Raw genomic sequence first — 22,749 nt, 5'->3', positions numbered from 1 at the left:
ATTGTAGTGTGTTTTATTCGCCGGACGGGCCGGCAAAAGCGGCTTTTTGTCGGGCGATGTGCTTGCGGGTCAGGGGTTGTAGCAGTTTTTTCAGTACCGCCACCACCGGTACCACGGTGATGATCATGCACAGCAGAAACAGGATATACACCGCCAGGCCGAGGCTGCGCCGGCGGCTGTCCTGCGGTCCCAACCGGGCCAGCAGCCGGCTCCAGACCTGAAAGCTGCGGTTGCCGATGCGCTCGCTGGCAATCAGTTTCTCGTCCACCCGTACCGCCTGCAAACCGCGCAATACCGGCTCCTGCAAGGGTGTCGAATCATGCTCCAGCCGTTTTTTCAGTGCCTCGCCAAAGCGGCTGGCCGCACGGATATCGTCTTCGGCAATGCCGGCCCTGGGCAGCCAGCGGCAGGGTTGCTGCTGGCCGGTGAACATCCACAACGGCGTGGCCAGAAAGCTCAATGCCATGCCGCACTGGTCGGTCAGGGCCACATGGTCAATCAGCCGGGCATTCAGCTGCTGCAGGCGCAGCTTCATCTTTTCCTGTGCCATCAGCCACATGTTGCGACAGCCGACCAGTGTCATCACCGGAGTGTCACGCAGCAGTTTTTCCGCTTCGGGTGTGGCCAGGAAACTGGTCATCGGCAACGATGGCGACAGGAACCACACCTGATAGGCCAGAATCACCAGGTCATAGCGCACATCCGCATTCACCTGCAATGGCTGTAGCGGCTGCGGTTGCATGCGTACGGTTTCCGGAAAGATGTGGAAGAAACGCCAGAACGGCCAGGGAAACGGAAACGGATGCTGCATCTGTATTTGCAGCTGGTCCACCTGTATGCTGTCGCTATCCCGCAAGGGTCCGGCAACCGAGTCGGCAAGCCGCCGCAGTTGTCCGCTCTGGGAATAATGAACCACCAACACACGCCGCATTACAGACCTACCCTGCCCATGAGTTCAAACCGGAACCGCCCAGTCAAAATTGACCGAATTATAGGCCAGATTGGCTGCCTGTTTTCCATTTTTTCGGCCAATGCCGCCACCCTGGAAGTCCACATCGACAACCGCCAGGGGCCGGGAACCATCTATGCCGCACTGCATGCCGGCCCGGCAGCGGACTGGAAGAGCAAGCCGGTTGCGCTGGGCAGTACCGATTCGGACCTTCTGCTGTTCGAGGATCTGGAACCGGGCCGCTACGCCTTGCAATTGTTCCAGGACAGCAATGCCAACCAGTGGCTCGACATGAGCAAGCGCGGCATGCCGCTGGAGCCGGTCGGGCTGTCGGGCAACCCGAAGCCTGCACGGGGCCGGCCACCGGCCAGCGAATGCCTGTTCACCCTGGAGCCGGACGGCAGCCGGATCCACATCCAGCTGATGCACCCGCCGGCTGCCCGTCAGCGCTAGCGGGCAGGCTGCCTACATGAAGCTCAGACGCGACTGGATGTCGTTATCCAGGTTCTGGACCCAGCGGTTGTAGTTGCGGTGAATCGTGTGCCGGCGCGAATTGTAGCCCAGCCCCTCGCTCGATTCGTGGCGGATGCTGAACTGCTGGGCGCTGTAATCGATGCGAATGCGGGCAATGTGCCGGTCCTGCTTGTTGTAATGGGCCATGATGGTCCGGCCATCATCTGAATCCATTTTCCAGCCGTAACGCACCAGTGACTGATGGATGGCGCTCTGCATATCCCGAGTATTGACCTGTTTGCGCGTATCCAGCGTCTGGGTGGTGGTCAGGATCGGTGCTGCGGTGCTGCAGCCGGTCAGCAGTACCGCACCAAAAATCAGGGCCAGTGTGATCTGTTTCATGTTCAATTGCTCCAACGCTTGAAAATCAGTGACGTGTTGATGCCGCCAAAGGCGAAATTGTTGTTCATGACAAGCTCGTGCTGCATGCGGCGCGGCTCGCGCAGGTAGTCCAGCTCGCCGCAGCGGCTGTCCACTTCGTCCAGGTTCAATGTGTGATAGTAGGTGTCACTGTTCATCATCTCGATGCTGAACCATGACTCGAGCACACCGCAGGCACCCAGGGTATGACCGAGAAAGCTCTTTTGCGAGCTGATCGGCATCTGCGGGCCGAACAGCTCGCTGGTGGCCAGGGTTTCGGCAATGTCGCCGGAGTCGGTGGCGGTACCATGACCGTTGACATAACCGATGGCATCCGGGGTCAGCCCGGCATCCTGCAGCGCCAGCTCCATGGCCAGACGCATGGTGTCCTTTTCCGGCTTGGTGATGTGACTGCCGTCGGCACTGCTGCCGAAACCGACAATCTCGGCATGGATGTGCGCACCACGGGCCAGCGCATGTTCCAGTTCTTCCAGCACAAAGATGCCGGCCCCCTCGCCAATCACCAGACCGTCGCGGCCACTGTCATAGGGGCGGGGCGTCAACTGCGGCGTGTCGTTTTTCTGGCTGGTGGCGTACAGCGCATCAAACACCATGGCTTCGGTGGCGCACAGTTCCTCGCCGCCGCCGGCCAGCATCATCGGGATGCGGCCGAACTTGATCGACTCGTAGGCATAGCCGATGCCCTGGCTGCCGCTGGTGCAGGCACTGGAAGTGGGGATCACCCGCCCCTTGAGGCCGAAGAAGATGCTGATGTTGGCTGCCGTGGTGTGCGGCATCATGCGTACATAGGAGTTGGCATTCAGGCCATGGGCCACCTGGTTGAGCAGCATGTTGCCGAATACCTTGACCTCTTGCGGGCTGCCGGTGGAGGAGCCACAGGCAACGCCCATGCGGCCATCGGCAATGATCGGGTCACCCAACAGGCCGGCATCGGCCAGTGCCCGCTCGGCGGCATACACGGCAAACTGCGATACCGGGCTCATGCTGCGCAGCTGCTTGCGCGACCAGTGGGCCGGTACCCTGAAGTCGACAACCGGGCCACCAAGCCGGGTATTCATGTCCGGATACTGGTCCCAGCACGGCATGTAGCGGATGCCGCTGCGGTTGTTGCGAAAGTTGTCACTGATGGTGGCCCAGTCGTCGCCGAGCGAAGTCACGCCGCCCATGCCGGTCACCACCACACGTTTGAATCCTGTCATCAGCACAGCCCGCCATTCACCGCTATGACCTGGCGGGTGATGTAGGCCGCCTCGTCAGACATTAGAAAATTGACTACACCAGCCACTTCATCGGCCGTACCCATGCGCTGGGCCGGGATCATCCTGAGCATTTCCTCCACCGGCACATGCTCGTCCAGCATCGCGGTGTCAATCAGCCCCGGTGCCACACAGTTGACGGTGATCCTGCGCTTGCCCAGCTCGATGGCCAGCGCCTTGGCCGCACCGATCAGACCGGCCTTGGAGGCACTGTAGTTGACCTGGCCACGGTTGCCGATCAGACCGGAAACGGACGTCATGCAGACGATGCGACCCGGTTTGCGCCGGCGGATCATCGGCATCATCAGCGGGTGCAGCACATTGTAGAAGCCGTCCAGGTTGGTGCGCAGCACGCTGTCCCAGTCATCTTCGCTCAGGGCCGGAAAGGCACCGTCACGGGTCAGGCCGGCATTGCACACCACGCCATACCAGGCACCATTGCGCTCGATGGCCGCCTCCAGCTGCTCGCGCGCCGCCGCCCGGTCGGCCACGTCGAATTGCAGGATATCGGCCTGTCGGCCCAGTTTTCCAATTTCTCCGGCCACCTGCTGCGCCTCGGCCAGCCCGTTGCGGCAGTGCAGGGTCAGGTCGAAACCGGCACGGGCCAGGCGCAGGGCAATCGCCCGGCCGATACCACGGCTGGAGCCGGTAACCAGAATACGTTCGCTCATGGTGCTACTTCCTTGGTAAATGAATCGGGATCAACCGGACGGAAGACATTCAGCCGGGCCCGCACCTCAATGTTGTCGGCATCAATGCCGCACTCGAAAACACCCATGCCGTTGTCGTCTTCCAGCGAACGGCGTGCCCAGATGCACAACAGGCTATCGACCGGGAAATGCGTAACGTTGCAGTCGAACTTGCGCGTGCCCAGCAAAAAGCCCAGTTGCACCTGTCCGCCGCTGTTTTTGGCACGCAAACCGGCATAGGCCGCCACCGCCTGCGCCATCAGCTCGATACCCAGCCAGACCGGCCAGCTGCCATCCGGCAGCGCAAACAGGCGATCGCCGGCCACCCGGGCCTGCGCCACGATGGACTCCTCATCCCAGTCATCAATGGCATCCAGCAAAATCATGTCCCCGGCATGGGGGAGTAAATCGGCAAGTGGCCACGTCATCCGCTTGTTCCCAAAATCAGGCTGGTGTTGTTGCCGCCAAAGGCAAACGAGTTGCTCATCACCCAGCGCAGGCGCTCGGCCCGCTCTTGCAAGCCGGCCAGCCGGATGGCCGGCAACTGCGCATCGGGCTGACCATCCCACAGATGCGGTATCAGCAAGGATTGCGGATTATAGCCCGATTGCAGCATCAACCAGCAAAAAGCCGCCTCCAGCGCACCGGCCGCGCCCAGGGTATGGCCCGTCAGCGGCTTGCTTGACGAACAGGGTACGGCTGAACCAAGCAGGCGGCTGACCGCCTGCGACTCCATGGCATCATTATGCTCGGTGGCGGTGCCGTGCAAATTGACATAGTCCAGCTGTTGCGGCTGCAACCCGGCATCCTTCAGCGCCTGCTGCATGGCCTGGATGGCACCGGCACCGTCGGGGGCCGGCGCGGAAATATGGTGGGCATCGGAACTCGCTCCACAACCGGCCAGCAATACCGGCTCATGGCCAGCCAGCGGTTCACGGGTGAGCAGGAACATGGCTGCCCCTTCGCCAATGTTGATGCCGCTGCGATTGACCGAGAACGGGTTACACAATGTAGTGCTGACCGCCTCCAGGCTGGTGAAGCCGTTAAGGGTCAGATCGCACAGGCTGTCGGCTCCGCCACAGAGCACGGCATCACAGACCCCGGCCTGCAACAGGCGGCGGGCACTGAGCAGCGCCCGGGCCCCCGAGGTGCAGGCGGTCGAGATGCTGTAGGCCGGCCCCTGCAAACCGAGCCAGCGGCTCAGGAACAGGGCCGGATCAGCCAGCTCCTGTTGCCGATAACTGTAGGCTGCCGGCAGCTCGCCGCTACGCGCCCAGCGGCCAAGATGTTCGCCCGCCTCAAGGATGCCGCTGGTGCTGGTACCGACCACCACGCCAATCCGCTGTGTACCAAAACGCCCGGCCAGTTGCTGCAGGCCGGGCTGCAAGGGGGCAATCGCCGCCATCAGCAAACGGTTGTTGCGGGTATCATGATGTTGCAGGTGCTCCGGCACAGCCGGCAAGCTGGTGCTGACCACGCCACAGGTCAGGACGCTATCCGCCACCCGGCCGGTAACCGGCTGCATGCCGCTGCTGTCACCAGCCAGCAGCCGGCTGGCGATTTCCTGCAAGGTATCCCCCAGCGTGCAAACCACACCGGGAGCGGATAGATAGGTTGATACTTTCATGGTGACTCCAGTTGCCGCACCTGCAGCCTGCTGCTATCGGGCAGTTCCAGTTCGATATTCTCGCCAGCCAGCGGCCTGTCGTCGGTCAGGCTGCGCACAATGGCCGTCAGCCAGGCTTCGGCGGCGGCATGCGGCGGCAACAGCCCTTCATTGCGCCAGCCTCCGTTACGCAGCTGCTTGCGCGCCACCGGCATGCCGGCCGGGTCAAACAGCGAAGCACGCAACACGCCCTGTTCGTCCTGCAATACCAGCAGGTAGTCCAGCGCCGGCTGCTGTGGCTGCTGTACCTGCAACCACAGCTGTTGCGGTAACGGCCAGTGCCAGTGTTGCTGCAATACATCCGCCGGCAACACCGGCTGGCGGGCGCAGGCTGTCAACAGTACCAGCAGCAGCCACAGGCCGCAGTGCCTAGCCATTGCTGCGGCACAGCTCGGCCAGCACGGCAAGACGGCGGCGCGAGTCCGCCACATAGGGGTTATTTTCATCCCAGGCATAGCCGGCCAGAATCGAGCACACCATGCGCTTGACCTCAGGCTGCGGGTTTTCGTAATAAATCACGTCCTGGAAGCTGGTGTCGTACCAGCCTTCGACGTAGGTACGGAAGGTTTCCACGCCTTTTTTCAGCGGCACGGCAAATTCCTGTTCCCAGTCGACCGATTCGCCGCGCAGCTGGCGATCCAGCAGGTTGGCGGCCAGGCTCGACGAGCGCATGGCGATGGTTACGCCGGACGAAAACACCGGATCGAGAAACTCGGCCGCATTGCCCAGCAGGGCAAAGCCCTTGCCGTGCAGGCTTTTGACGTTGGCCGAGTAACCGCCCAGGGTGCGGAACGGCTGGTCCCAGACCGCGTTCTTGAAAATGCGCTTGAGGTTGGGTGCTTCGCTGACAAACTCTTTCAGGCAGGTTTCCAGATCCTCGGGACGGCCGACAAAGCGCTCTTCCAGCCCGACCACGCCCAGCGAGCAATAACCATCGCTGAACGGAATACTCCAGTACCAGACATCGCGCATCTCGGGGTGGGTGGTGATCAGGATTTTTTCGCGGTTGAATAACGGATCGTCGATATTGTCGCGCACATGGGAAAACACTGCCTTGCGCACCGGCAGTGAGGAGGGCAGTTCCAGGTCCAGCATGCGCGGCAGCACCCGGCCATAGCCGCTGGCGTCCAGCATGAAAGATGCACGAATCTGGTAGCAGTAGCCATCGGTCAGGCGGCGCACGGTCAGCAGCGGCTGCTCGCCGCTGTTGTCCACAGCAATGATTTCTTCCTGATAGCGGATCTCTACGCCTTGTGCCTCGGCCTGATCGGCCAGCAGCTTGTCAAAGCTGGCACGACGCACCTGATAGGTACTGCCGGCTCCCGGAGTAAAGGTGTCACGAAAATCAAACTCGGTGTAACGATCGCCCCAGCCAAAGGCCGCACCATGCTTGACCTGCAGGCCGGCATTGCGCACCGCCTCCAGCATGCCGGCTTCCTCGATAAAGTCGATGCAGTGCGACAACAGGCTTTCGCCAATCACGAAGCGCGGAAACTGCTGACGCTCCAGCACCAGCACCTGATGCCCCTTGCGCCGCAAAATGGCCGAGGCAATGCTGCCGGACGGCCCCGCACCAATAACCACCACCTGCTGCTGTTCAACTGCCAGCTGTTCGTTTGCCATAAGGCTTACCTCGTCTTGATTAACCGGATTCCCAGCACGGCCGGCAACAGGGTTGCCGTCACGCTCATCAACAAAAACACAAAATACAGCAGGCTGCCGATCAAACCCTGCGCCAGCAGCACATTCAAAAACACCACTTCCGTCAGGCCGCGAATGTTCAGCAACACACTGGCCTGCCAGCGCACGGACCGGCTTTTGTGCGGCCAGGCCCAGCTTAGCCCCAGCCAGTTGCCAACCAGCTTGGCCAGTACCGGTGCCAGCAAAAACACCGGCAACCACAGGCCGGCCTGCTGCCAGTCCAGCGCGCCGATATCAATCTGCAGGGCACCACAGGCCAGCAATACCGGCACGCACAGATACCATTGCACCCGGCTCCAGCCCGCAGCCGGCAGCGGCATGCGGATGCGCAGCCCCAGCTGCGCCATCACCAGCACATAGCTGACACCAAACAGCAGGGCATTGAAACCCAACACCTGCAGCACGGCCAGAATCACAAAAAACAGCACGCCCGGCACCGCTTCGTGGCGCAGCTTAAGCCGGTACAGCAATAGCGGCAAGCAGCCCAGCGCCAGCGGCAACAGCAGCATCTGCCAGACCGGCCCCGGCTGCGCCAGTGCAAACAGCCCCCAGCACAGGATGTCGATCAGGATGGCAGCCTGCAGCAAATCGGCCATATCCTGCAGCGGATAGCGGATCGACTGCAAATACAAAAACAGTACCGGAATGGCGGTCAGCGCAAACAGGAAACCAATCGCCATGCGGCTGGTGGCACTGCTGCCGGTCAGCAGCCAGCCGGCACACAACAGCCCGCAGACAAAGGGCACAGCAAAGCTGGGCAGGGCGATTTTCAGGCTGTTCAGGTTCAGGCGGCTGTCGGCAATATCGGCCAGAATGGCTCCCATCACCAGCGCAAAACTCAGGCTATACAGCCAGTGCACCCAGCCGGGCTGCAACAGGGCAGCCGGTTGCAGCGCCGTGAGCGACAGCAGCGGCAAGGCCAGCGCCAGCAGCAGCTGGCACAGAATGGGCATCGCCCCCAGCCGCCGGCACAGCAAAGTGACCAGCGCAAAACCGCTCAACAGCAACAACCAGCCGCCAGCAATCATGCCGGAGTACGCCTGGCCCAAGGGGCCAGCAGAAAACAGAACACCAGCCCCAGACTGACCGCCAGCCCGAAGCTGCTGACCGCCGGTGTTGCCGACAGCGCCAGCAAGCCAAACGACAGCCAGGTGGTCACTGCCGCCAGAAAAGCACCGAGCAGACTGGTGGCCGCGCCACCCACGCCCTCATACATGATGATGGCGTAATCCACGCCAATCGCCGTTACCAGCAACAAACCGAAAATACTGAACAGGGTCAGCGGCAGCCCCAGCCAGCCCAGAGTTGCCGCCGCCAGTACGGCGGAAGCCAGCGATACCGTCAGGGTGCGCAAAGCACCGCGCCAGCCAAGAAACACCGCCAGCAATATAAAAATCGCGCCACTGGCCAGCACCTTGGCCCACAGCGCATGACGCTGGGTACTGGCAAACAACTGGTTCAGCCGTGCCGGACGATCGACCCAAAGCACACCATTAACGTTATCTGCCAGGCTGACCATGGCCGAAGTATCCGTCAGCCCCTGCAAACGCACCATGCTCACCAGTGCGCCTTGATACTCACCCAGCCATAGCATCCGCCATGGCTCACCCAGCCGACTGTGCAGCAGCTCGTCCAGGCTCTGTTGCGGCTGTTGTTGTAGTTGCTCCAATTCGTCACCAATCAATGCTTCAGGCACGCCCAGCTCCAGCAACGGGGCAAAATCTTCAGGCTTTAAAGCCGCCAGTGCCGTATTGAGTGAAGGTTCGCCCGCGCGGCCAGCCAGCAACTGTCCCGGCGATTGATAACCAGCCAACGCACCAGCCATAATCTGCGTATCCAGTTCTCGCTCCAGACTGAACAGCCGTTCAAGCAGCTGCGCTTCATCCGCACCCTGCACCAGAAAAAACTGGCTGGTCGGTTGCTGGCCGGTCAGCTCGCCAATCCGGCGTGCCTGCTCCAGCAACTGCGCATCCGGCACAATCCACTGGCGCAAATCATCATGCTGTTCGATGCGCAGCAAGCCGCCCAATGCAAAGAGCATGACTATTAGTAACAAGATACGACTGTTGATGCGTGCCACGAAACGCGCGTGCCAGTCCAGCAAGCACTGCATCCAGCCCAGCGGCAGCGGCCATGGCTGCAAGCTGCGACTGCGGCGCAACAGCCAGGGCAGGGCAGTCAGGGTACACAGATAAGCGCCGAGCAAACCGGCCACTGAAAACACTGCCACCTGGGTCAGGGCAACAAAGGGGGTAAAGGCCAATGCACTATAGCCAATCAGGTTGGCCAACATTCCCAGGGTTAGACCGGGCAAGGTAGCCCGCAGCACGGCCATGGCATTCCAGGGTTGCATCACCCAGCCCTTGGACAGGTAATGCATGGGGAAGTCGATGGTCACGCCAATCAGGCTGACCCCCAGCACCAGCGTCAACACATGAATCTGGCCAAACACGGCAATGCAGGCCGTTACGCCCAGCCACAGCCCAAACAACGCTGGTAACACCGCCAGTAAACTGCCCAGCCTGCGGAACAAGCCCACAATCAGCAGCAGCGACCCCAGCAATGACAAACCACCGAGCCAGCTTATTTCTGTTTCGGCCTGTTGTTGCGCCCGCGCTGCAAATAGCAAGCTGCCGCTGGCCAGAACCTGTCCACCTTCGGCATGGATGTGTTGGGTTAATTGATCGAGACTGGCCGCTGCTGCCAGCGCACCCTTGCCAGAAAAGCCACCTTCAAGGCTGTTCAAGCGCAGCAAATACCAAGTCTGCCCCTCGGCTTCGATCAACAGACGGCCATCTAAATCGATATTAATCAGGCTATTGCCCTGCAATTGCTGCTGAATGGCAGGGATCAGCCCCAGCCAGTCCTGCTGTGCGCTGACCAGCGAAAAGCCACCTAGCGGATCGACAATCTGGGCGGCGCGGCGGGAAAAGTAATCCTGTGGATGACTGGCAAGCTGTTGGCGCAGCTCCTGTGGAGCCAGACTGCTGCGGGCGGCCAGCAAATCACTGGCCAGCGCCGTCAAATCAGTATCAATACGGTCCTGTACCTGAGAAAAATGGCCACTTTGGCGCAGTTGATCCGCCCAGCCATCCAGACGACTGCCCGCTTGCGGATGACTGATCAGCAAGACCAGCTCACGATCCAGTGCCTGCTGGCTCAATTGCTGGGCATGCTCAATCAGGGCGCTTTCCGGCTCGTGCGGCAGAATATCCAGCAAGCTGGCACTTAGTGGCGCGCCATTGCGCCATTGCCACAGGCTCAGCGCCAGCAGCGCGATCAGCAGCAACGCAAAAACGGCAAACAGCCGCCGCTCAGTCAGCAAAAGCGGCTTGTTCATCACTTGACAGTTCCGTATCCGGGCGAATGTCCTGCATCTGCATCAGGGTGCGATCACCCTGGCTTTCCAGCAGCTCTATGCTGCGCACATACTGGCCTCCGCGTACCTCGATACGCTGGAAAATCTGCTTCAACAACAAGCTTTTCGGCAACAAACTCAGCAGCCAGTCGTCCTCGCTGCCCTGCACCTGCAAGTCAAACTCCTCACGCAAACCCTGTTGATCACCTTGCAGCACCGACAAAAACAAGCGGCTCTGGCGGGCGGCGGCATCCTGGTTGCCCTGCACCTGCCAGCGGCCATCCTGCCACAGCGCAACTCCTTGCGGACTAATGCGATAACGGCGCGGCAGCGGCTTGTCCAGATCCCACAGCAAACCGTCCCTCGACAGCACAAAGCGACCATGACTGCGCAACGGTTGCGGCAAACCACGCAAGTGTTTTTCCTGCACAAAATCACCGCGCAATACCTGCACCTGGGCCAGCTGCTGCGCCAACTGTTCCTCGTCAAAGGCAAACACGCCTGTCGACACCAGCCAAAAAGCAGCCAGCGCGTATCTAATCCACATAACTGCCTTACACCTCAAAAAAACCGTCGCCTGTAGGTGCGAATTTATTCGCACAACAAAACCCGAAGTTACCTTCACAATTCTGTACGAATAAATTCGTACCTACTTTTTCAAAGACTCTCGCGCTACCGCCGCCTCAACCGCCTCGCGAAACTCCACCGGAGCCACAAATTGCATTTCACGGTCAGCCATGCGTACCGCCACCTGCACGGTGGAGCCACGGGTCAGGCGTGCGCCAGTGGCGCTGTCGGTAATCAGATAATTGATTTTCAGCCGCTCCTGCCATTCCACCAGATCGGCGGTAACGGTAATTTTCTGGCCAAATTCGGCCGGCAACACATAGCGCAACTGCAAGTCCACCACCGGCCAGCCGTAACCGCACTCACGCATCTGGTTGTAGTTGTGGCCAATCTTGTCGAGCAGGGCGCAACGCACCACCTCGAAGTACTTCACATAGTGGCCGTGCCAGACGATGTTCATCATATCGACATCGAAAAACGGCACTTCCAGCTCGACACTGGCCTGCAAAACGCCTTTTTTACGCATACAGCCTCCAGATCCGCTCACGAATCTGGCCAACACACTGGCGCAGCTCGGCTTCCAGCGCACGGTCATGGGTCAGTGGCGGGTAATCACTGGCCAGCGCCAGCAGCATGCCCTCCAGCGCCTCGCCCATTTCGACCTGACCCTGTTGCTGGCGCAGCCACACACCCTGCCTGGCGGCCAGCAATACCGCAGCCGCCACCTGTTCGGTGAGCTCCAGATTGCGCCGCGCATCGCGGGCGGCAATGGTGCCCATGCTCACCTTGTCCTGGTTGTGACACTCGGTGGAGCGGGAAAACACGCTGGCCGGCATGGTGTTTTTCAACGCTTCGGCAGTCCAGGCGCTCACCGCAATTTGCACCGCCTTGAAGCCGTGGTTGATCATCGCCACGTCAGACGGCGCACCGGACAGGTTGCTGGGCAGGCCATGGTTGTAGCGGGTATCCACCAGCAGTGCCAGCTGGCGATCCAGCAAATCGGCGACGTTGGCAATCAGGTTTTTCAGGCTGTCCATGGCAAAGGCGATATGGCCACCATAGAAATGGCCGCCATGCAGCACCCGCTCCTGATCGGCATCAATAATCGGGTTGTCGTTGGCGCTGTTAAGTTCGGTTTCGATAAAGGTACGCAGCCACGGCAGGCTGTCGGCCAGTATACCCAGCACATGGGGCGCACAACGCAGCGAATAGCGGTCCTGCAAACGGTGCAGGCCGTTGAGGCAAAACTCTGGTGATTCTATGCCGTCCAGATCGTCACGCAGCCAGGCGGCTACCTGCACCTGTCCCGCATGGGGCTTGGCCAAAAACAGGGTCTCGTCAAAGTGGCGGGTGTTGCCCTCCAGCGCCACCATGTTCAGCGCGGTAATCCGCGTGGCCAGCTGCAGCAGGTATTCGGCGCGGGCGTACACGTCACAGGCCACACCGGTCATGGCGGCAGTGCCGTTCATCAGCGCCAGCGCTTCTTTCGGGCGCAGCTTCAACGGCTTCCAGCCGAGCTTTTTGTGTATCTCGGCAGCATCACGCACCTGCCCCCGGTACAGCACCTTGCGCTCGCCGGACAGGGTAGCCGCCACATAGGACAGCGGCGTCAGGTCACCACTGGCACCCACCGAGCCTTCCTCGGGGATCAGCGGCAACACGTCTTCCTGCAAAAACTGCGTCAGGCGCTGCAGCAGTTCCAGGCGCACACCGGACATGCCAAAGCACAGCGACTGCAGGCGTGCGGCCAGAATCATGCGGGTTTCTGCTGCAGAAAAATGCTGGCCCATGCCGCAACCGTGAAAGGTAAACAGCCCCCTGGGCAACGCTTCGACCTGCTCCAGCGGCACCGATACCACGCAGGAATCGCCATAACCGGTGGTCACGCCGTAGATCACCCCTTCGCGATCCAGCAGGCTGTCGAGAAACTGCGCGCCCTTGCGGATGCGGGCACAAAAGGCCTCGTCATCCTGTAGACGGATATCGGCTTCGCGCCGGGCAATGGCGTTGACCTGTTCAATGGTGAGGGGGTGTTGGCCGAAAACGACGGCTTCATGGGTCTTGGTGTTCATCGGTATTCCAGAAGGGGTGAAAATTGAACCATTGTTGTGGTGCTTGCAGGCAACGCTGTTCAAGGCGGTGGGCGTAACGCTGGACGCTGTCCTGCAACACCTGCTCGCGGGTGCTGCGCTGCCAGCGGATGCGTTCGGCAAAGGGTTCCAGACAGATACGGTAGCGGCCATCCAGCTTCAGACAAAAAAACAGGTTGACCGGACATTCCAGCAAGCCGGCCAGCAGCCAGGGCCCCTGGGCAAACCAGGCCGGCTGGCCAAGAAAGCTGGCGCGACTGCGCCGCCGGTCATCCAGCGGTACGCGATCACCGGCAATTGCCAGCCATTCGCCACGCTCGATGCCTTCGCTGAGCTTGAGCATGGTGGCCGCATCCAGCTGCGCCACCTGAATCAGGTTGAGGTTGCTGGCACCGCTCTCGTTGAGCAGGCGGTTGATTTTTTCGGCATGGGCAGTATGTACCAGCACATTCATGCGCACTTTTTTACCGGCTTCGGCCAGTGCCCGGCACACTTCAAGATTACCCAGATGCGCACCTACCAGAATCTGGCCACGTCCGCTCCGGCTGTGTGACTGGCCGCGCACGCCATGGGGATCATCCACATCCAGATCGGCCAGCCCCAGCTTGCCGTGCAGCACGTCAAACTTGTCGAGAATGCTGTCGGCAAAGGCCATGAAGTGCCGGAACAATTGGCCGCTGGTCACGGGTTGTGCCGGCTGGCCGGAAAATGCCGCCAGATTGGCGTAATACTCGCGGATGCTGGCACGGGCGCTGCGACCGGTCATAAAAAAATACAGCACCACGCCATACAGTACCGGCGCCATCAACCGCCGTCCCAGCAAGCGGGTCAGCTGCAGGGTCAGTCGCATCCAGAACAGGCTGCCGCGCTCGTTTTTATTTGCCCAGTGCTGCCTGCTCATGGCCACACCTTGCGCCACAGCAGTATTGGCAGGCGCAGCAGCATGCCGAAAAACAGCCGCGTATGCATCTTGCTGATCAACCAGTTGTCTTGCCAAAGGCGGAAATTGGACAGGCCGCCTTCGGGGTAAATCACCCGCACCGGGTACCAGCGCATGGGCACCTGCCGCCAGTACAGGCGCACCAGAATTTCAGTATCAAAGTCCATGCGCTCGCCCAGCCTGACCTGATCAATCAACTGCACCACCGGAGCCAGCGGATAAACGCGAAAACCGCACATTGAGTCGCGGATGTCCAGCGACAGGGTGTGAATCCAGGTCCAGACGTGGGTGATGTAACGGGCATACAGGCGGCCCCTGGGTACGCTGGCATCGTATTCGGGATAGCCGCAAATCAGCGCCTGCGGAAACTGCTGCGCCTGTTGCAGAAAGTGGCTAACCCGCTCCAGATCATGCTGGCCGTCGGCATCCACCTGCAGTGCGTGGCTGTAACCCAGCCGCTGTGCCTCGCGCAGGCCGCTCATCACCGCACCGCCCTTGCCCCGGTTATGCGCATGCACCACCAGATGCACCTGCTCCTGCTGTGCCAGATCGCGCATGATGGCTGCGGTATCGCTGCCGCTGGCATCATCCACCAACACACAGGGCAACCCCAGCGCCCGCAATTCCTGTACCACCGCAGGCAAGGGCTCGCCATGGTTATACACCGGAATCACCGCGCACAGGGCCACAGTCGAATCAGTCATCAGCGGCCACCAGGGCAATCCGGCCGGACGAACAAGGTGCACCTGCGGCAGTAAAGGCAAAATAGAGCTTGCCACGCTCGGGCTCGAAACGTAGATCCAGCTCGACCCGATCGCCGGGGCGAATCAGTTGTTGAAACTTGAGCACTTCCATGCCGGCAAACTGTGCCGGCAACTGCATCAGCTGGCGACCCAGCAGCAGTGCCCAGTCAACCTGCACCACGCCGGGCAACACCGGACTTTGCGGGAAATGACCGGTAAAAAACGCCAAATCATGGGGAATTTGCAACTTAAGCTGCCAATGCCAGTCGCTGCCGGTTCGCTCCAGCACCAGCGGCTGGCGCGGGCGCTCCTGTTGCAGAATCTGCTCCATTTGCTGTTGTTGCAATTTGCCCTGGGCATTGACCGACAGTTGTTCGATAAATCGCCAGCGCCTTGGCAGCACCAGTGCTTCGCAATAGCCGGACAGGTGCTGGCGCAGGGTTTGCACCAGCCGGCTGCGGCCACCGTTACGCAGGGCATGCAGCCCGCCGGCACTGAGCACTACCAGCGCAGCCAGACTGGCGCGGCCATTTTGCTGCAGCAACAAACGGCATTCACTGACCCAGTCATGTTGCTGCAGGCTGTCTTCCAGAAAAGGCAGCGAGACGCGCTTTTCTTCAAGTTTGACGATACGGTCCAGCCGGCCTTTCAACACAAAGCGGCCATCATCCAGTAATTCGATGGCATCACTGGTGTGTTCCGTACCGGATTCCTGCCAGCTGGAACTGACCTGCAGTGCGCCTTCCGCGTTCTGGCTGATGTGTGCACCGGGAAACGGCGTCCAGCCCTGGCCGCCCTGCCGCCAGGCGATGCCGCCGGTTTCCGAGCTGCCATACACTTCGGTGGCAGCCTGGCCCAGCCGCTGTTGCAGCTGCGCACCGGCATCCACCGGCAAAGGGCCACCGGAAGAAAATACCCGGCTAACCGCCGCCAGTTGTGGCCAGTCCAGATTGTCGCCCATGCGCTTGAGCAAGGCCGGACTGCACACCCAGACAAAAGGCCGTCCTTGCGCCAGACAGGCCATGCTTTGCTGCTGGATTTCTTCGGCAAACGGCAAATGTTGACGGATAAAATAGCGTCCGGCACACAGCGGCCATAGCAGGCGAAACAGCAAACCATAAATATGCTGGGTAATCACACTGCCAAAAAACACCGCATTGTCCAGCGGATTGCCCCACAGCTGTTCCAGCACCTGCAGCTCGTTTTGCAGCTGCAACAAAGTTTTGCGAATCAGTTTGGGTTCACCGGTCGAGCCGGAGGTGGAAAGGGTCAACAGGGGCACATCCAGCGCCAATTGCTGCGCAGGCACAGGTTCACAGGCTTGCCAGTGTTCGGCATGAGCGGATTCCAGCCACAAACAGCCCGACTGCTCCAGGCGCTGGCGGGTTTGTGGCCGGTCATCGCCGGGCAATACCAGCTCAACTCCAGCACGCCATGCGCCCAGTGCAATCACCGCCAGCATGCCGGCATCCAGTTCGTAAACCGCCAGTTTTTGAATTTTGGCAGCTTGCAGCCAGGCCGCCAGCCGCAGCGCCTGTCCGGCCAGCTCATCATGGGTCAGTGGCGAAGGACCAGTCAGCACGCCCTCATGCCGGTGCAACAGCAAATCCGCAATATCAATCCAGCTCATCAGCTTTTTTTACCCGTTGGCGAATCAGCCATTCAATGCCAAACATCAGACCAATCAAAAAATAAGCAATAAAACCGTTATATAGCAGCCACCAGCTACGCGGTGCCCATAGGGTCAGCGCGGCTGCCACACCAGCATTGGCGGCAAAAAACAGCACCCAGGCCACAGTCACCTTGCGGGTATAGGCTACCGCCCGTGGCGGCAAGTCCGGCTCCTGCAGGCGCGCCAGTCGTTCAATCACCGGCGGACCACTGACCAGACTGGCAGCAAATACCAGCATCAGCAGGCCATTGACCAGCACCGGATACCAGTACAACAACTGCCCCTCGTTAACGGTAAACAGTAACAGGCAAAAAGCCAGCACAACAGCGGACTGGATTTTGCCTTGCCCGCCGGGCAGCGTAAAACTGCGCAATAGCCATACCAGGGCCAATACCACGGCAAACAGCCGTGGTGAAAGGTGGTCAAAGCCGAAATACACCACAAAAGGGTAAACAATACCGGTTACGACAACCAGTATTGTCAAAAGCGCCTTCATTCGCCTGTGCTGTTGGCCAAGATGTAAATCGCTTCAACTACGTCGCCGACCGTGCGTACGGCCTTGAATTCTTCAGCGGCGATTTTCTTGCCGGTCAGCTGTTTGAGATGGTCGATCAGGTCAATGGCATCAATGCTGTCGATTTCCAGATCCTGGTACAGGTTGGCATCCAGACTGACCTGCTCCTCGTCCAGTTCGAACAGTTCGACCAGCGCGTCGCGCAGCATGATGAAAATCTCTTCACGGCTTTGCATGGTCACTGCCCACCCTGCTGCTTGCTGCGAATGAAATCAGCCAGGCTGTCGATGCTGGCGAAGTGCTGGCGAACGTCTTTGGAGTCGGCATCGATCTTGATGGAAAAATGCTTCTGGATGGCCAGGCCCAGCTCCAGCGCATCCACCGAATCCAGCCCCAGTCCGTCACCAAACAGCGGCGCCGTACTGTCAATGTCGTCGGCTGTCATGTCCTCAAGACCAAGGGCATCAATGATCAGGTTTTTTACCTCAAGGTGCAGATCGCTCATTTTTTGTCAGTTCCTGTACAAAATATTCATGTAAACGGGCATCAAGCCTGCGTGATGCAACGGGTGGCGGGGCAGCCTGTGCATATTCCCGCGGATCAATATCTTCCCCCACGCTGAGGCTGAAATGCACCCTGCGGGCGGGAATGCTGTACCAGGGCTCGGCCTTGGTCAAGGTGGTCGGGGAAACCCTGATGACGACCGGAGTCACGCACAGGGCACCACGAATGGCAATGGCAGCCGCGCCACGGTGAAAAACCGGCATCTGCCCCGGGCTGGTACGGGTTCCTTCCGGGAAGATCACCAGCGTCTGGCCTTCGCGCAACGCAGCTGCGGTTTCCTCAATCATTTCCACACTGGCATTGTTGCTGATGTAGCCGGCCGCCCGTACCGGCCCCCGGGTAAAGGGATTATGCCAAAGGCTTTCCTTGACCACACAGTTGGCATCACGCATGCAGGCAATCAGCAGCACCACATCAATCAGTGACGGGTGATTGGCCAACACCATCTGCCCGGCACGCCCAAGACGCCCGGGATGATCGATGGACCAGGTGATGACGCCGGTACGGCGCATGAACTCGACAAAAAAACAAAAGGCGCGGCTGATCAGCAGCCTGGCACGACGGCGTCGTTGCTGCGGATCGCGCTCAAGCAGGGCAATCAGCGGGAAACAGATAATGCGCAACAGCAAGCCACCCAGCCCGAACAGGGCAAAGCTCAAGCCGGTAAAGACCAGCCGCCACAGCCTGGGCGGATTCCAGTGATCCCTCATTGTCCAGTACACCGCCATTGCCAGTTGCCGCTGCAATGCGAGACTTCATCGCCCAGCAACAGGGGCAGCAGGCGCAATGCCGGTGGCACCGGGCAACCGCTTTCACTTGCTTCCCGTGCCTCCTTCTTCGCCTCGCTTGCACAAGGCTCCAGCGTCCAGCGCGTACCTGCAACCAGCTGCAGGGCGATGGCGTGGGCAAAAGGCACGTCATCAATCCAGGGCAGGTAAACCTCTGGCTGGTTCTCTTCGGCAACAATCACCAGAACCGACGGCGCACCTGCCTGCAACAGCAAAACCGCCTCCATGACAGCCAGCTCCAGCCCTTCACTGGTGGCGGCAAGGGCGGTCATCTCGCTGGTGTCGCCACGAAACATGGACCACAGGCCAATAATGGCATTGTGTACCGACAGGCTGAAATGAGTTGGCGATAACGCCTCACCCAGCCCGAGCTGGGTCAGCAAGGCCAGGTTGCGCGGTGTCTCGCCATGCCTGGAGCAGAATACCACCGGCTGCGCGCCCTGCATTTCCGCCAGCGGCCAGGCTACATGAAAGGCCATTCGCGCCAGCGGGCTCAGCCGGCGACGCTGCATCGCGGGTAAAAACGAGACATCCGGCTGACCTGCGGCCATATCCGGTAATGCAGGATGGGCATGCCAGTCCCGCCATTGCCGTGGTGTAGCCAGACCGGGCGCCCAGGCTCTCCAGTCCCTGATATCAAATTGCATCATTCATGTCCTTGCCAAACCGCCTGCTTCACACCCGCATATTGCCTTCAAATGGCTAACAGTGCATTTTAGCAGTATTTCCCTGAATTGGATGAGCCTGTCCCATGAATAGATGCAACTTCCAGCTCAACCCGCAAAGCGGCTGGCTGCAGGGTGCGGAGCAGATCGCTTCGGTAAACTTCAATCAGCGCCCTACGGATGAAATTTCCCTGCTGGTGATCCACAACATCAGCTTGCCACCGGGGGAGTTCGGCACCGGCATGGTTGACGCCCTGTTCACCAACTGCCTGCCCGTTGATGCCCATCCGTTTTTTACTGAAATCAGCCACCTGCGCGTTTCCGCCCATTTCCTGATCGAACGCAACGGGCATGTCAAACAGTACGTCAGCTGCAATGAGCGGGCCTGGCATGCCGGAGTCTCATCTTTTCAGGGCCGGGAAAACTGCAACGACTTTTCCGTCGGCATCGAACTGGAAGGCACCGACGACCAGCCTTTCACCGACAACCAGTATAGCGCTCTGCAACAGCTCACCGCCGAGCTGATGCGCTGCTATCCCGGCATCACGCAGGAACGCATTTGCGGACACAGCGATATCGCACCAGGCCGAAAAACCGATCCGGGCCCGTTTTTCGACTGGCAACGCCTGAAAAATTCCTGAGCCAACTCTGTGGATAACCGCTATTGAAGCCTGCTGACAACCCGGCTGATAAACGGTGCATGGTCCGGGCTGTGGATAAAACCGGCAGTTACACACAGGTTGCACAGACCTTGCAGACAATCCATACCGCTGCTGACTACAGGCTTAAACCAATCATAATAATTTGAAATATAAGTAATTTTACGGCTTTTCAACAGAAACCCTGCTGCTTATGAATAATAATAAAAACTGTCTTTTTATCTTTTAAAATATTTTTGTTCTATTTTTCATGACCCGGATGAAACCGGATACAAACCATGCTTGCCCGGCGCAGACCCGGGCCGACAAAATAAAAGTGGTAGTGGTGTGCCGGAAAGCCTGATGACAATTGACCTGACTGCCGAAAGCCACTAGAATCGCCAGTCTTGTTTTTAACGGGGACCGCTTTGGGACCCATTTGTCCACTGAAGTATCAGGTATCAACACCATGAAACGTACTTTCCAACCCAGCGTTATCAAGCGCAAGCGTGACCACGGTTTCCGTGCCCGTATGGCTACCAAGGGCGGCCGTGCCGTTCTGGCCCGTCGTCGTGCCAAGGGCCGCAAGCGTCTGAGCGCCTAATTGACAGCGAATGAATCAAGGATTTGGCCGGGAAAAACGGCTGCTTGACGCTAAACAGTTCAAGGCGGTCTTTGATTCACCTGATTATCGCTTGTCAGGACGCTGTTTACTGGTTCTTGCACGTCACAACCAACTTGAGCATGCCCGTCTGGGGCTGGTCGTTGGCAAGAAAAATAGCAAGCTTGCGGTGACGCGCAACCGGATCAAGCGAGTGTTTCGCGATTATTTCCGCCTGCACCAGAATGAATTGCCCTCTGTCGACATGGTGATCATTACCCGCAGGGGAATCGCCGACCTGTCAGCTTCCGAGCTGCGACAGGAGCTGGCCCGGCAGGTCAATCGCCTGCTGCGCCAGTCCCGGTCGGCATCGACACCCCCCTCTGTTGTACAGGCAGGTCAGAGCAATGCGTAAGCTGGTGATTCTACCCATCCGGTTTTATCGCTATGCCATCAGTCCGATGATGGCCAGTCATTGCCGCTTCTATCCCAGTTGTTCCGCTTATGCCATCGAAGCCATCGAGCAACATGGCAGCCTGCGTGGCAGCTGGCTGGCAGCTAGCCGTCTGGCACGTTGTCACCCCTGGCATCCTGGCGGTTTTGACCCTGTTCCGCCTGCTTCCGATCAATCTTTCCTGGCCAAGTAATTATGGATATCAAGCGTACGGTTTTAATCCTCGGTCTTGCCGTTGTTTCCTATGCATTGGTGATGCAGTGGAACAATGACTATGGCGATCAAGCCGAAACCATTACCAGCACACAGAGCGCGGTTGCTGCCGACCTGCCTGTTGTTGATGCGGCCCGTGCCGATGACCTGCCTGTGGCTACTGACGAGCACACTGTTGACACAACAGCCGGCATTGCTCCTGCAGCCAGTGCCACCGGCAGCCTGATACGCATCCAGACCGATGTGCTGCAACTGGCGATTGATCCTGTCGGTGGCGATATTGTCGAATTGAAGCTGACGCAATATCCCAAGCGTTCAAAGCAGCCTGATATCCCGTTCCAGCTGTTTGAAAACAGTCACGAGCGGCTGTATGTGGCACAAAGCGGACTGATCGGCAGCGATGGTCCCGATGCCCGCAGTGCCGGCCGCCCGCTGTTTAGTACAGCACAGCAAAATTACCAGCTGGAGCCGGGTCAGGACAGCCTGAATGTTGACCTGCAATTCAGCGAAAATGGTGTCAACTACACCAAACGCTTCACCTTTCACCGTGGCCTGAATGAAAAATGTAGCGCCCGTGATATCGAGCGACGCAAGAAAGCCTGTGTCAATGATCAGGCTTACCAGATCGACCTGTCTTATCTGGTTGACAACCAGGGTGAGCAGGCCTGGCGCGGCAACCTGTTTGCCCAGCTGAAACGTGACGGGCAGGGTGATCCTTCTTCAAACAGCCCGGCCGGTACAGCCACCTTCCTCGGTGCCGCCCTGTGGACACCGGACGAGCCTTACAAAAAACTGAAAATGGGCACCATGGATGACAAGCAGTTCAAGCAAAGCATCCAGGGCGGCTGGGTTGCCTGGTTGCAGCATTATTTTGTCACCGCCTGGATACCTGATCCTGCCACCACCAACAATGTCACCACCCGCAAGGACGCTGCCGGCAATTACATCATCGGTTATACCAGCCCTGCAGTGCAGGTTGCTCCTGGAGAGCACGCCCGTCTGGATGCCACCCTGTATGCCGGCCCGAAAGATCAGGCCAGCCTGAAAAAGCTGTCCCCCGGTCTGGAGCTGACTGTTGACTACGGCTTCCTCTGGTTCCTGGCGCAACCGATTTTCTGGTTGCTGAACGTGATTCATGGCGTACTCGGCAACTGGGGCTGGTCGATCATCGTGCTGACCCTGATGATCAAGCTGATATTCTTTCCGCTGTCAGCCGCCAGTTACAAATCCATGGCCCGCATGCGTGCGGTGGCACCGAAAATCCAGGCGCTGAAAGAACAGGCTGGTGATGATCGCCAAAAACTGTCCCAGGGCATGATGGAGCTGTACAAGAAAGAGAAGATCAACCCATTGGGCGGCTGTCTGCCGATCCTGGTGCAGATGCCGGTGTTCCTCGCCCTGTACTGGGTACTGCTGGAAAGTGTGGAAATGCGCCAGGCTCCCTGGATGTTCTGGATCACCGACCTGTCGATCAAGGACCCGCTGTTCATACTGCCGATCATCATGGGTGCCAGCATGTTCGTACAGCAAATGCTCAACCCGGCACCCCCTGATCCCATGCAGGCCAAGGTAATGAAGATGCTGCCAATCATCTTCACCTTCTTCTTCCTGTGGTTCCCGGCGGGGCTGGTGCTGTACTGGGTGGTCAACAACATCCTGTCGATTGCCCAGCAGTGGTACATCACCCGCAAGATAGAAAAAGCGGCCGCCAGCAAAAACTGACCAACGCTTTTCCACAGATATTTGAATAACCGGCAGACCCCGCTATCATGCGGGGTCTGTTCGTT

The 22,749-nt window shown here is 59.3% G+C and carries 27 protein-coding genes; 6 read left to right on the top strand and 21 right to left on the bottom strand.

Annotated elements, in window-relative coordinates:
• Positions 1–13: 13 nt before the first annotated feature.
• On the bottom strand, positions 14–931 hold the full coding sequence (locus AR306_RS01555; protein WP_101495805.1) for a hypothetical protein: 918 nt from the start codon (positions 929–931) through the stop codon (positions 14–16).
• An 18-nt stretch (positions 932–949) separates the two neighbouring features.
• Here AR306_RS01555 and AR306_RS01550 point away from each other — a divergent pair, with 18 nt between their 5' ends.
• Positions 950–1,402, top strand: coding sequence for a DUF2141 domain-containing protein (locus AR306_RS01550; protein ID WP_101495804.1), 453 nt, complete (start codon positions 950–952; stop codon positions 1,400–1,402).
• A 12-nt stretch (positions 1,403–1,414) separates the two neighbouring features.
• Here the strand turns inward: AR306_RS01550 and AR306_RS01545 are convergent, their stop codons facing one another.
• The 20 genes from AR306_RS01545 to AR306_RS01450 all read right to left on the bottom strand — a co-directional run bounded on the left by AR306_RS01545 (position 1,415) and on the right by AR306_RS01450 (position 19,041).
• Positions 1,415–1,804, bottom strand: coding sequence for a hypothetical protein (locus tag AR306_RS01545; RefSeq protein WP_101495803.1), 390 nt, complete (start codon positions 1,802–1,804; stop codon positions 1,415–1,417).
• Between the two features lie 2 nt (positions 1,805–1,806).
• Entirely contained in the window at positions 1,807–3,042 is a 1,236-nt protein-coding gene (locus AR306_RS01540) for a beta-ketoacyl-ACP synthase (protein WP_101495802.1), read from the bottom strand.
• On the bottom strand, positions 3,042–3,770 hold the full coding sequence (fabG, locus tag AR306_RS01535; protein WP_101495801.1) for a 3-oxoacyl-ACP reductase FabG: 729 nt from the start codon (positions 3,768–3,770) through the stop codon (positions 3,042–3,044). The genes AR306_RS01540 and fabG overlap by 1 nt, the downstream gene beginning before the upstream one ends.
• Complete coding sequence (locus AR306_RS01530) at positions 3,767–4,216, bottom strand: ApeP family dehydratase (RefSeq protein ID WP_101495800.1); 450 nt, start codon at positions 4,214–4,216, stop codon at positions 3,767–3,769. Before AR306_RS01530 ends, fabG begins: the two co-directional genes overlap by 4 nt.
• A complete protein-coding gene (locus AR306_RS01525; RefSeq protein WP_101495799.1) occupies positions 4,213–5,415 on the bottom strand; it encodes a beta-ketoacyl-[acyl-carrier-protein] synthase family protein in 1,203 nt (400 codons plus the stop codon). The genes AR306_RS01530 and AR306_RS01525 overlap by 4 nt, the downstream gene beginning before the upstream one ends.
• Positions 5,412–5,831, bottom strand: a complete 420-nt coding sequence (locus AR306_RS01520; protein ID WP_101495798.1) for a hypothetical protein — start codon at positions 5,829–5,831, stop codon at positions 5,412–5,414. Before AR306_RS01520 ends, AR306_RS01525 begins: the two co-directional genes overlap by 4 nt.
• Positions 5,824–7,077, bottom strand: coding sequence for an NAD(P)/FAD-dependent oxidoreductase (locus AR306_RS01515; RefSeq protein ID WP_101495797.1), 1,254 nt, complete (start codon positions 7,075–7,077; stop codon positions 5,824–5,826). The genes AR306_RS01520 and AR306_RS01515 overlap by 8 nt, the downstream gene beginning before the upstream one ends.
• Positions 7,078–7,082: 5 nt before the next feature.
• Entirely contained in the window at positions 7,083–8,183 is a 1,101-nt protein-coding gene (locus AR306_RS01510; protein ID WP_101495796.1) for a cation:proton antiporter, read from the bottom strand.
• Positions 8,180–10,495 carry an MMPL family transporter gene (locus AR306_RS01505; protein WP_101495795.1) on the bottom strand — a complete coding sequence of 772 codons (2,316 nt, stop codon included), beginning with the start codon at positions 10,493–10,495 and terminating at the stop codon, positions 8,180–8,182. Before AR306_RS01505 ends, AR306_RS01510 begins: the two co-directional genes overlap by 4 nt.
• A complete protein-coding gene (locus AR306_RS01500) occupies positions 10,470–11,060 on the bottom strand; it encodes an outer membrane lipoprotein carrier protein LolA (RefSeq protein ID WP_101495794.1) in 591 nt (196 codons plus the stop codon). The genes AR306_RS01505 and AR306_RS01500 overlap by 26 nt, the downstream gene beginning before the upstream one ends.
• Positions 11,061–11,162: 102 nt before the next feature.
• Positions 11,163–11,606 carry an acyl-CoA thioesterase gene (locus tag AR306_RS01495; RefSeq protein ID WP_101495793.1) on the bottom strand — a complete coding sequence of 148 codons (444 nt, stop codon included), beginning with the start codon at positions 11,604–11,606 and terminating at the stop codon, positions 11,163–11,165.
• Positions 11,599–13,152: an HAL/PAL/TAL family ammonia-lyase gene (locus AR306_RS01490; RefSeq protein ID WP_101495792.1), complete on the bottom strand. Its 1,554-nt coding sequence runs from the start codon at positions 13,150–13,152 to the stop codon at positions 11,599–11,601. The genes AR306_RS01495 and AR306_RS01490 overlap by 8 nt, the downstream gene beginning before the upstream one ends.
• A complete protein-coding gene (locus tag AR306_RS01485; protein WP_206167939.1) occupies positions 13,133–14,071 on the bottom strand; it encodes an LpxL/LpxP family acyltransferase in 939 nt (312 codons plus the stop codon). The genes AR306_RS01490 and AR306_RS01485 overlap by 20 nt, the downstream gene beginning before the upstream one ends.
• Complete coding sequence (locus AR306_RS01480) at positions 14,068–14,814, bottom strand: glycosyltransferase family 2 protein (RefSeq protein ID WP_101495790.1); 747 nt, start codon at positions 14,812–14,814, stop codon at positions 14,068–14,070. Before AR306_RS01480 ends, AR306_RS01485 begins: the two co-directional genes overlap by 4 nt.
• Positions 14,807–16,483 (bottom strand): acyl-CoA synthetase family protein, encoded by a 1,677-nt coding sequence (locus AR306_RS01475; protein ID WP_101495789.1) that lies wholly within the window; start codon positions 16,481–16,483, stop codon positions 14,807–14,809. The genes AR306_RS01480 and AR306_RS01475 overlap by 8 nt, the downstream gene beginning before the upstream one ends.
• On the bottom strand, positions 16,470–17,021 hold the full coding sequence (locus tag AR306_RS01470) for a COG4648 family protein (RefSeq protein ID WP_101495788.1): 552 nt from the start codon (positions 17,019–17,021) through the stop codon (positions 16,470–16,472). Before AR306_RS01470 ends, AR306_RS01475 begins: the two co-directional genes overlap by 14 nt.
• Positions 17,018–17,275, bottom strand: a complete 258-nt coding sequence (locus AR306_RS01465) for an acyl carrier protein (RefSeq protein WP_101496091.1) — start codon at positions 17,273–17,275, stop codon at positions 17,018–17,020. Before AR306_RS01465 ends, AR306_RS01470 begins: the two co-directional genes overlap by 4 nt.
• A 2-nt stretch (positions 17,276–17,277) precedes the next feature.
• Positions 17,278–17,544 carry a phosphopantetheine-binding protein gene (locus AR306_RS01460; protein WP_101495787.1) on the bottom strand — a complete coding sequence of 89 codons (267 nt, stop codon included), beginning with the start codon at positions 17,542–17,544 and terminating at the stop codon, positions 17,278–17,280.
• Positions 17,525–18,313 carry a lysophospholipid acyltransferase family protein gene (locus AR306_RS01455; RefSeq protein ID WP_240622448.1) on the bottom strand — a complete coding sequence of 263 codons (789 nt, stop codon included), beginning with the start codon at positions 18,311–18,313 and terminating at the stop codon, positions 17,525–17,527. The genes AR306_RS01460 and AR306_RS01455 overlap by 20 nt, the downstream gene beginning before the upstream one ends.
• A complete protein-coding gene (locus AR306_RS01450; protein WP_166627870.1) occupies positions 18,310–19,041 on the bottom strand; it encodes a beta-ketoacyl synthase chain length factor in 732 nt (243 codons plus the stop codon). The genes AR306_RS01455 and AR306_RS01450 overlap by 4 nt, the downstream gene beginning before the upstream one ends.
• 101 nt (positions 19,042–19,142) lie before the next feature.
• Between AR306_RS01450 and ampD the strand changes: the two genes are divergently transcribed.
• From ampD to yidC, 5 genes are all read left to right on the top strand, one after another.
• Positions 19,143–19,697, top strand: coding sequence for a 1,6-anhydro-N-acetylmuramyl-L-alanine amidase AmpD (ampD, locus tag AR306_RS01445; RefSeq protein ID WP_101495784.1), 555 nt, complete (start codon positions 19,143–19,145; stop codon positions 19,695–19,697).
• A 466-nt stretch (positions 19,698–20,163) separates the two neighbouring features.
• A complete protein-coding gene (gene rpmH / locus AR306_RS01440; RefSeq protein ID WP_101495783.1) occupies positions 20,164–20,298 on the top strand; it encodes a 50S ribosomal protein L34 in 135 nt (44 codons plus the stop codon).
• A 10-nt stretch (positions 20,299–20,308) separates the two neighbouring features.
• On the top strand, positions 20,309–20,710 hold the full coding sequence (gene rnpA / locus AR306_RS01435; RefSeq protein WP_101495782.1) for a ribonuclease P protein component: 402 nt from the start codon (positions 20,309–20,311) through the stop codon (positions 20,708–20,710).
• Positions 20,703–20,942: a membrane protein insertion efficiency factor YidD gene (yidD, locus tag AR306_RS01430; RefSeq protein WP_101495781.1), complete on the top strand. Its 240-nt coding sequence runs from the start codon at positions 20,703–20,705 to the stop codon at positions 20,940–20,942. The genes rnpA and yidD overlap by 8 nt, the downstream gene beginning before the upstream one ends.
• Before the next feature lie 2 nt (positions 20,943–20,944).
• Positions 20,945–22,684: a membrane protein insertase YidC gene (gene yidC, locus AR306_RS01425; protein ID WP_101495780.1), complete on the top strand. Its 1,740-nt coding sequence runs from the start codon at positions 20,945–20,947 to the stop codon at positions 22,682–22,684.
• The last annotated feature ends 65 nt before the right edge of the window (positions 22,685–22,749 follow it).

Origin of the sequence: Thiopseudomonas denitrificans, assembly GCF_002866065.1 — a bacterium.
Taxonomy (GTDB): Bacteria; Pseudomonadota; Gammaproteobacteria; order Pseudomonadales; family Pseudomonadaceae; genus Thiopseudomonas; species Thiopseudomonas denitrificans.
This window is presented reverse-complemented; position numbering and strand designations above follow the sequence as displayed.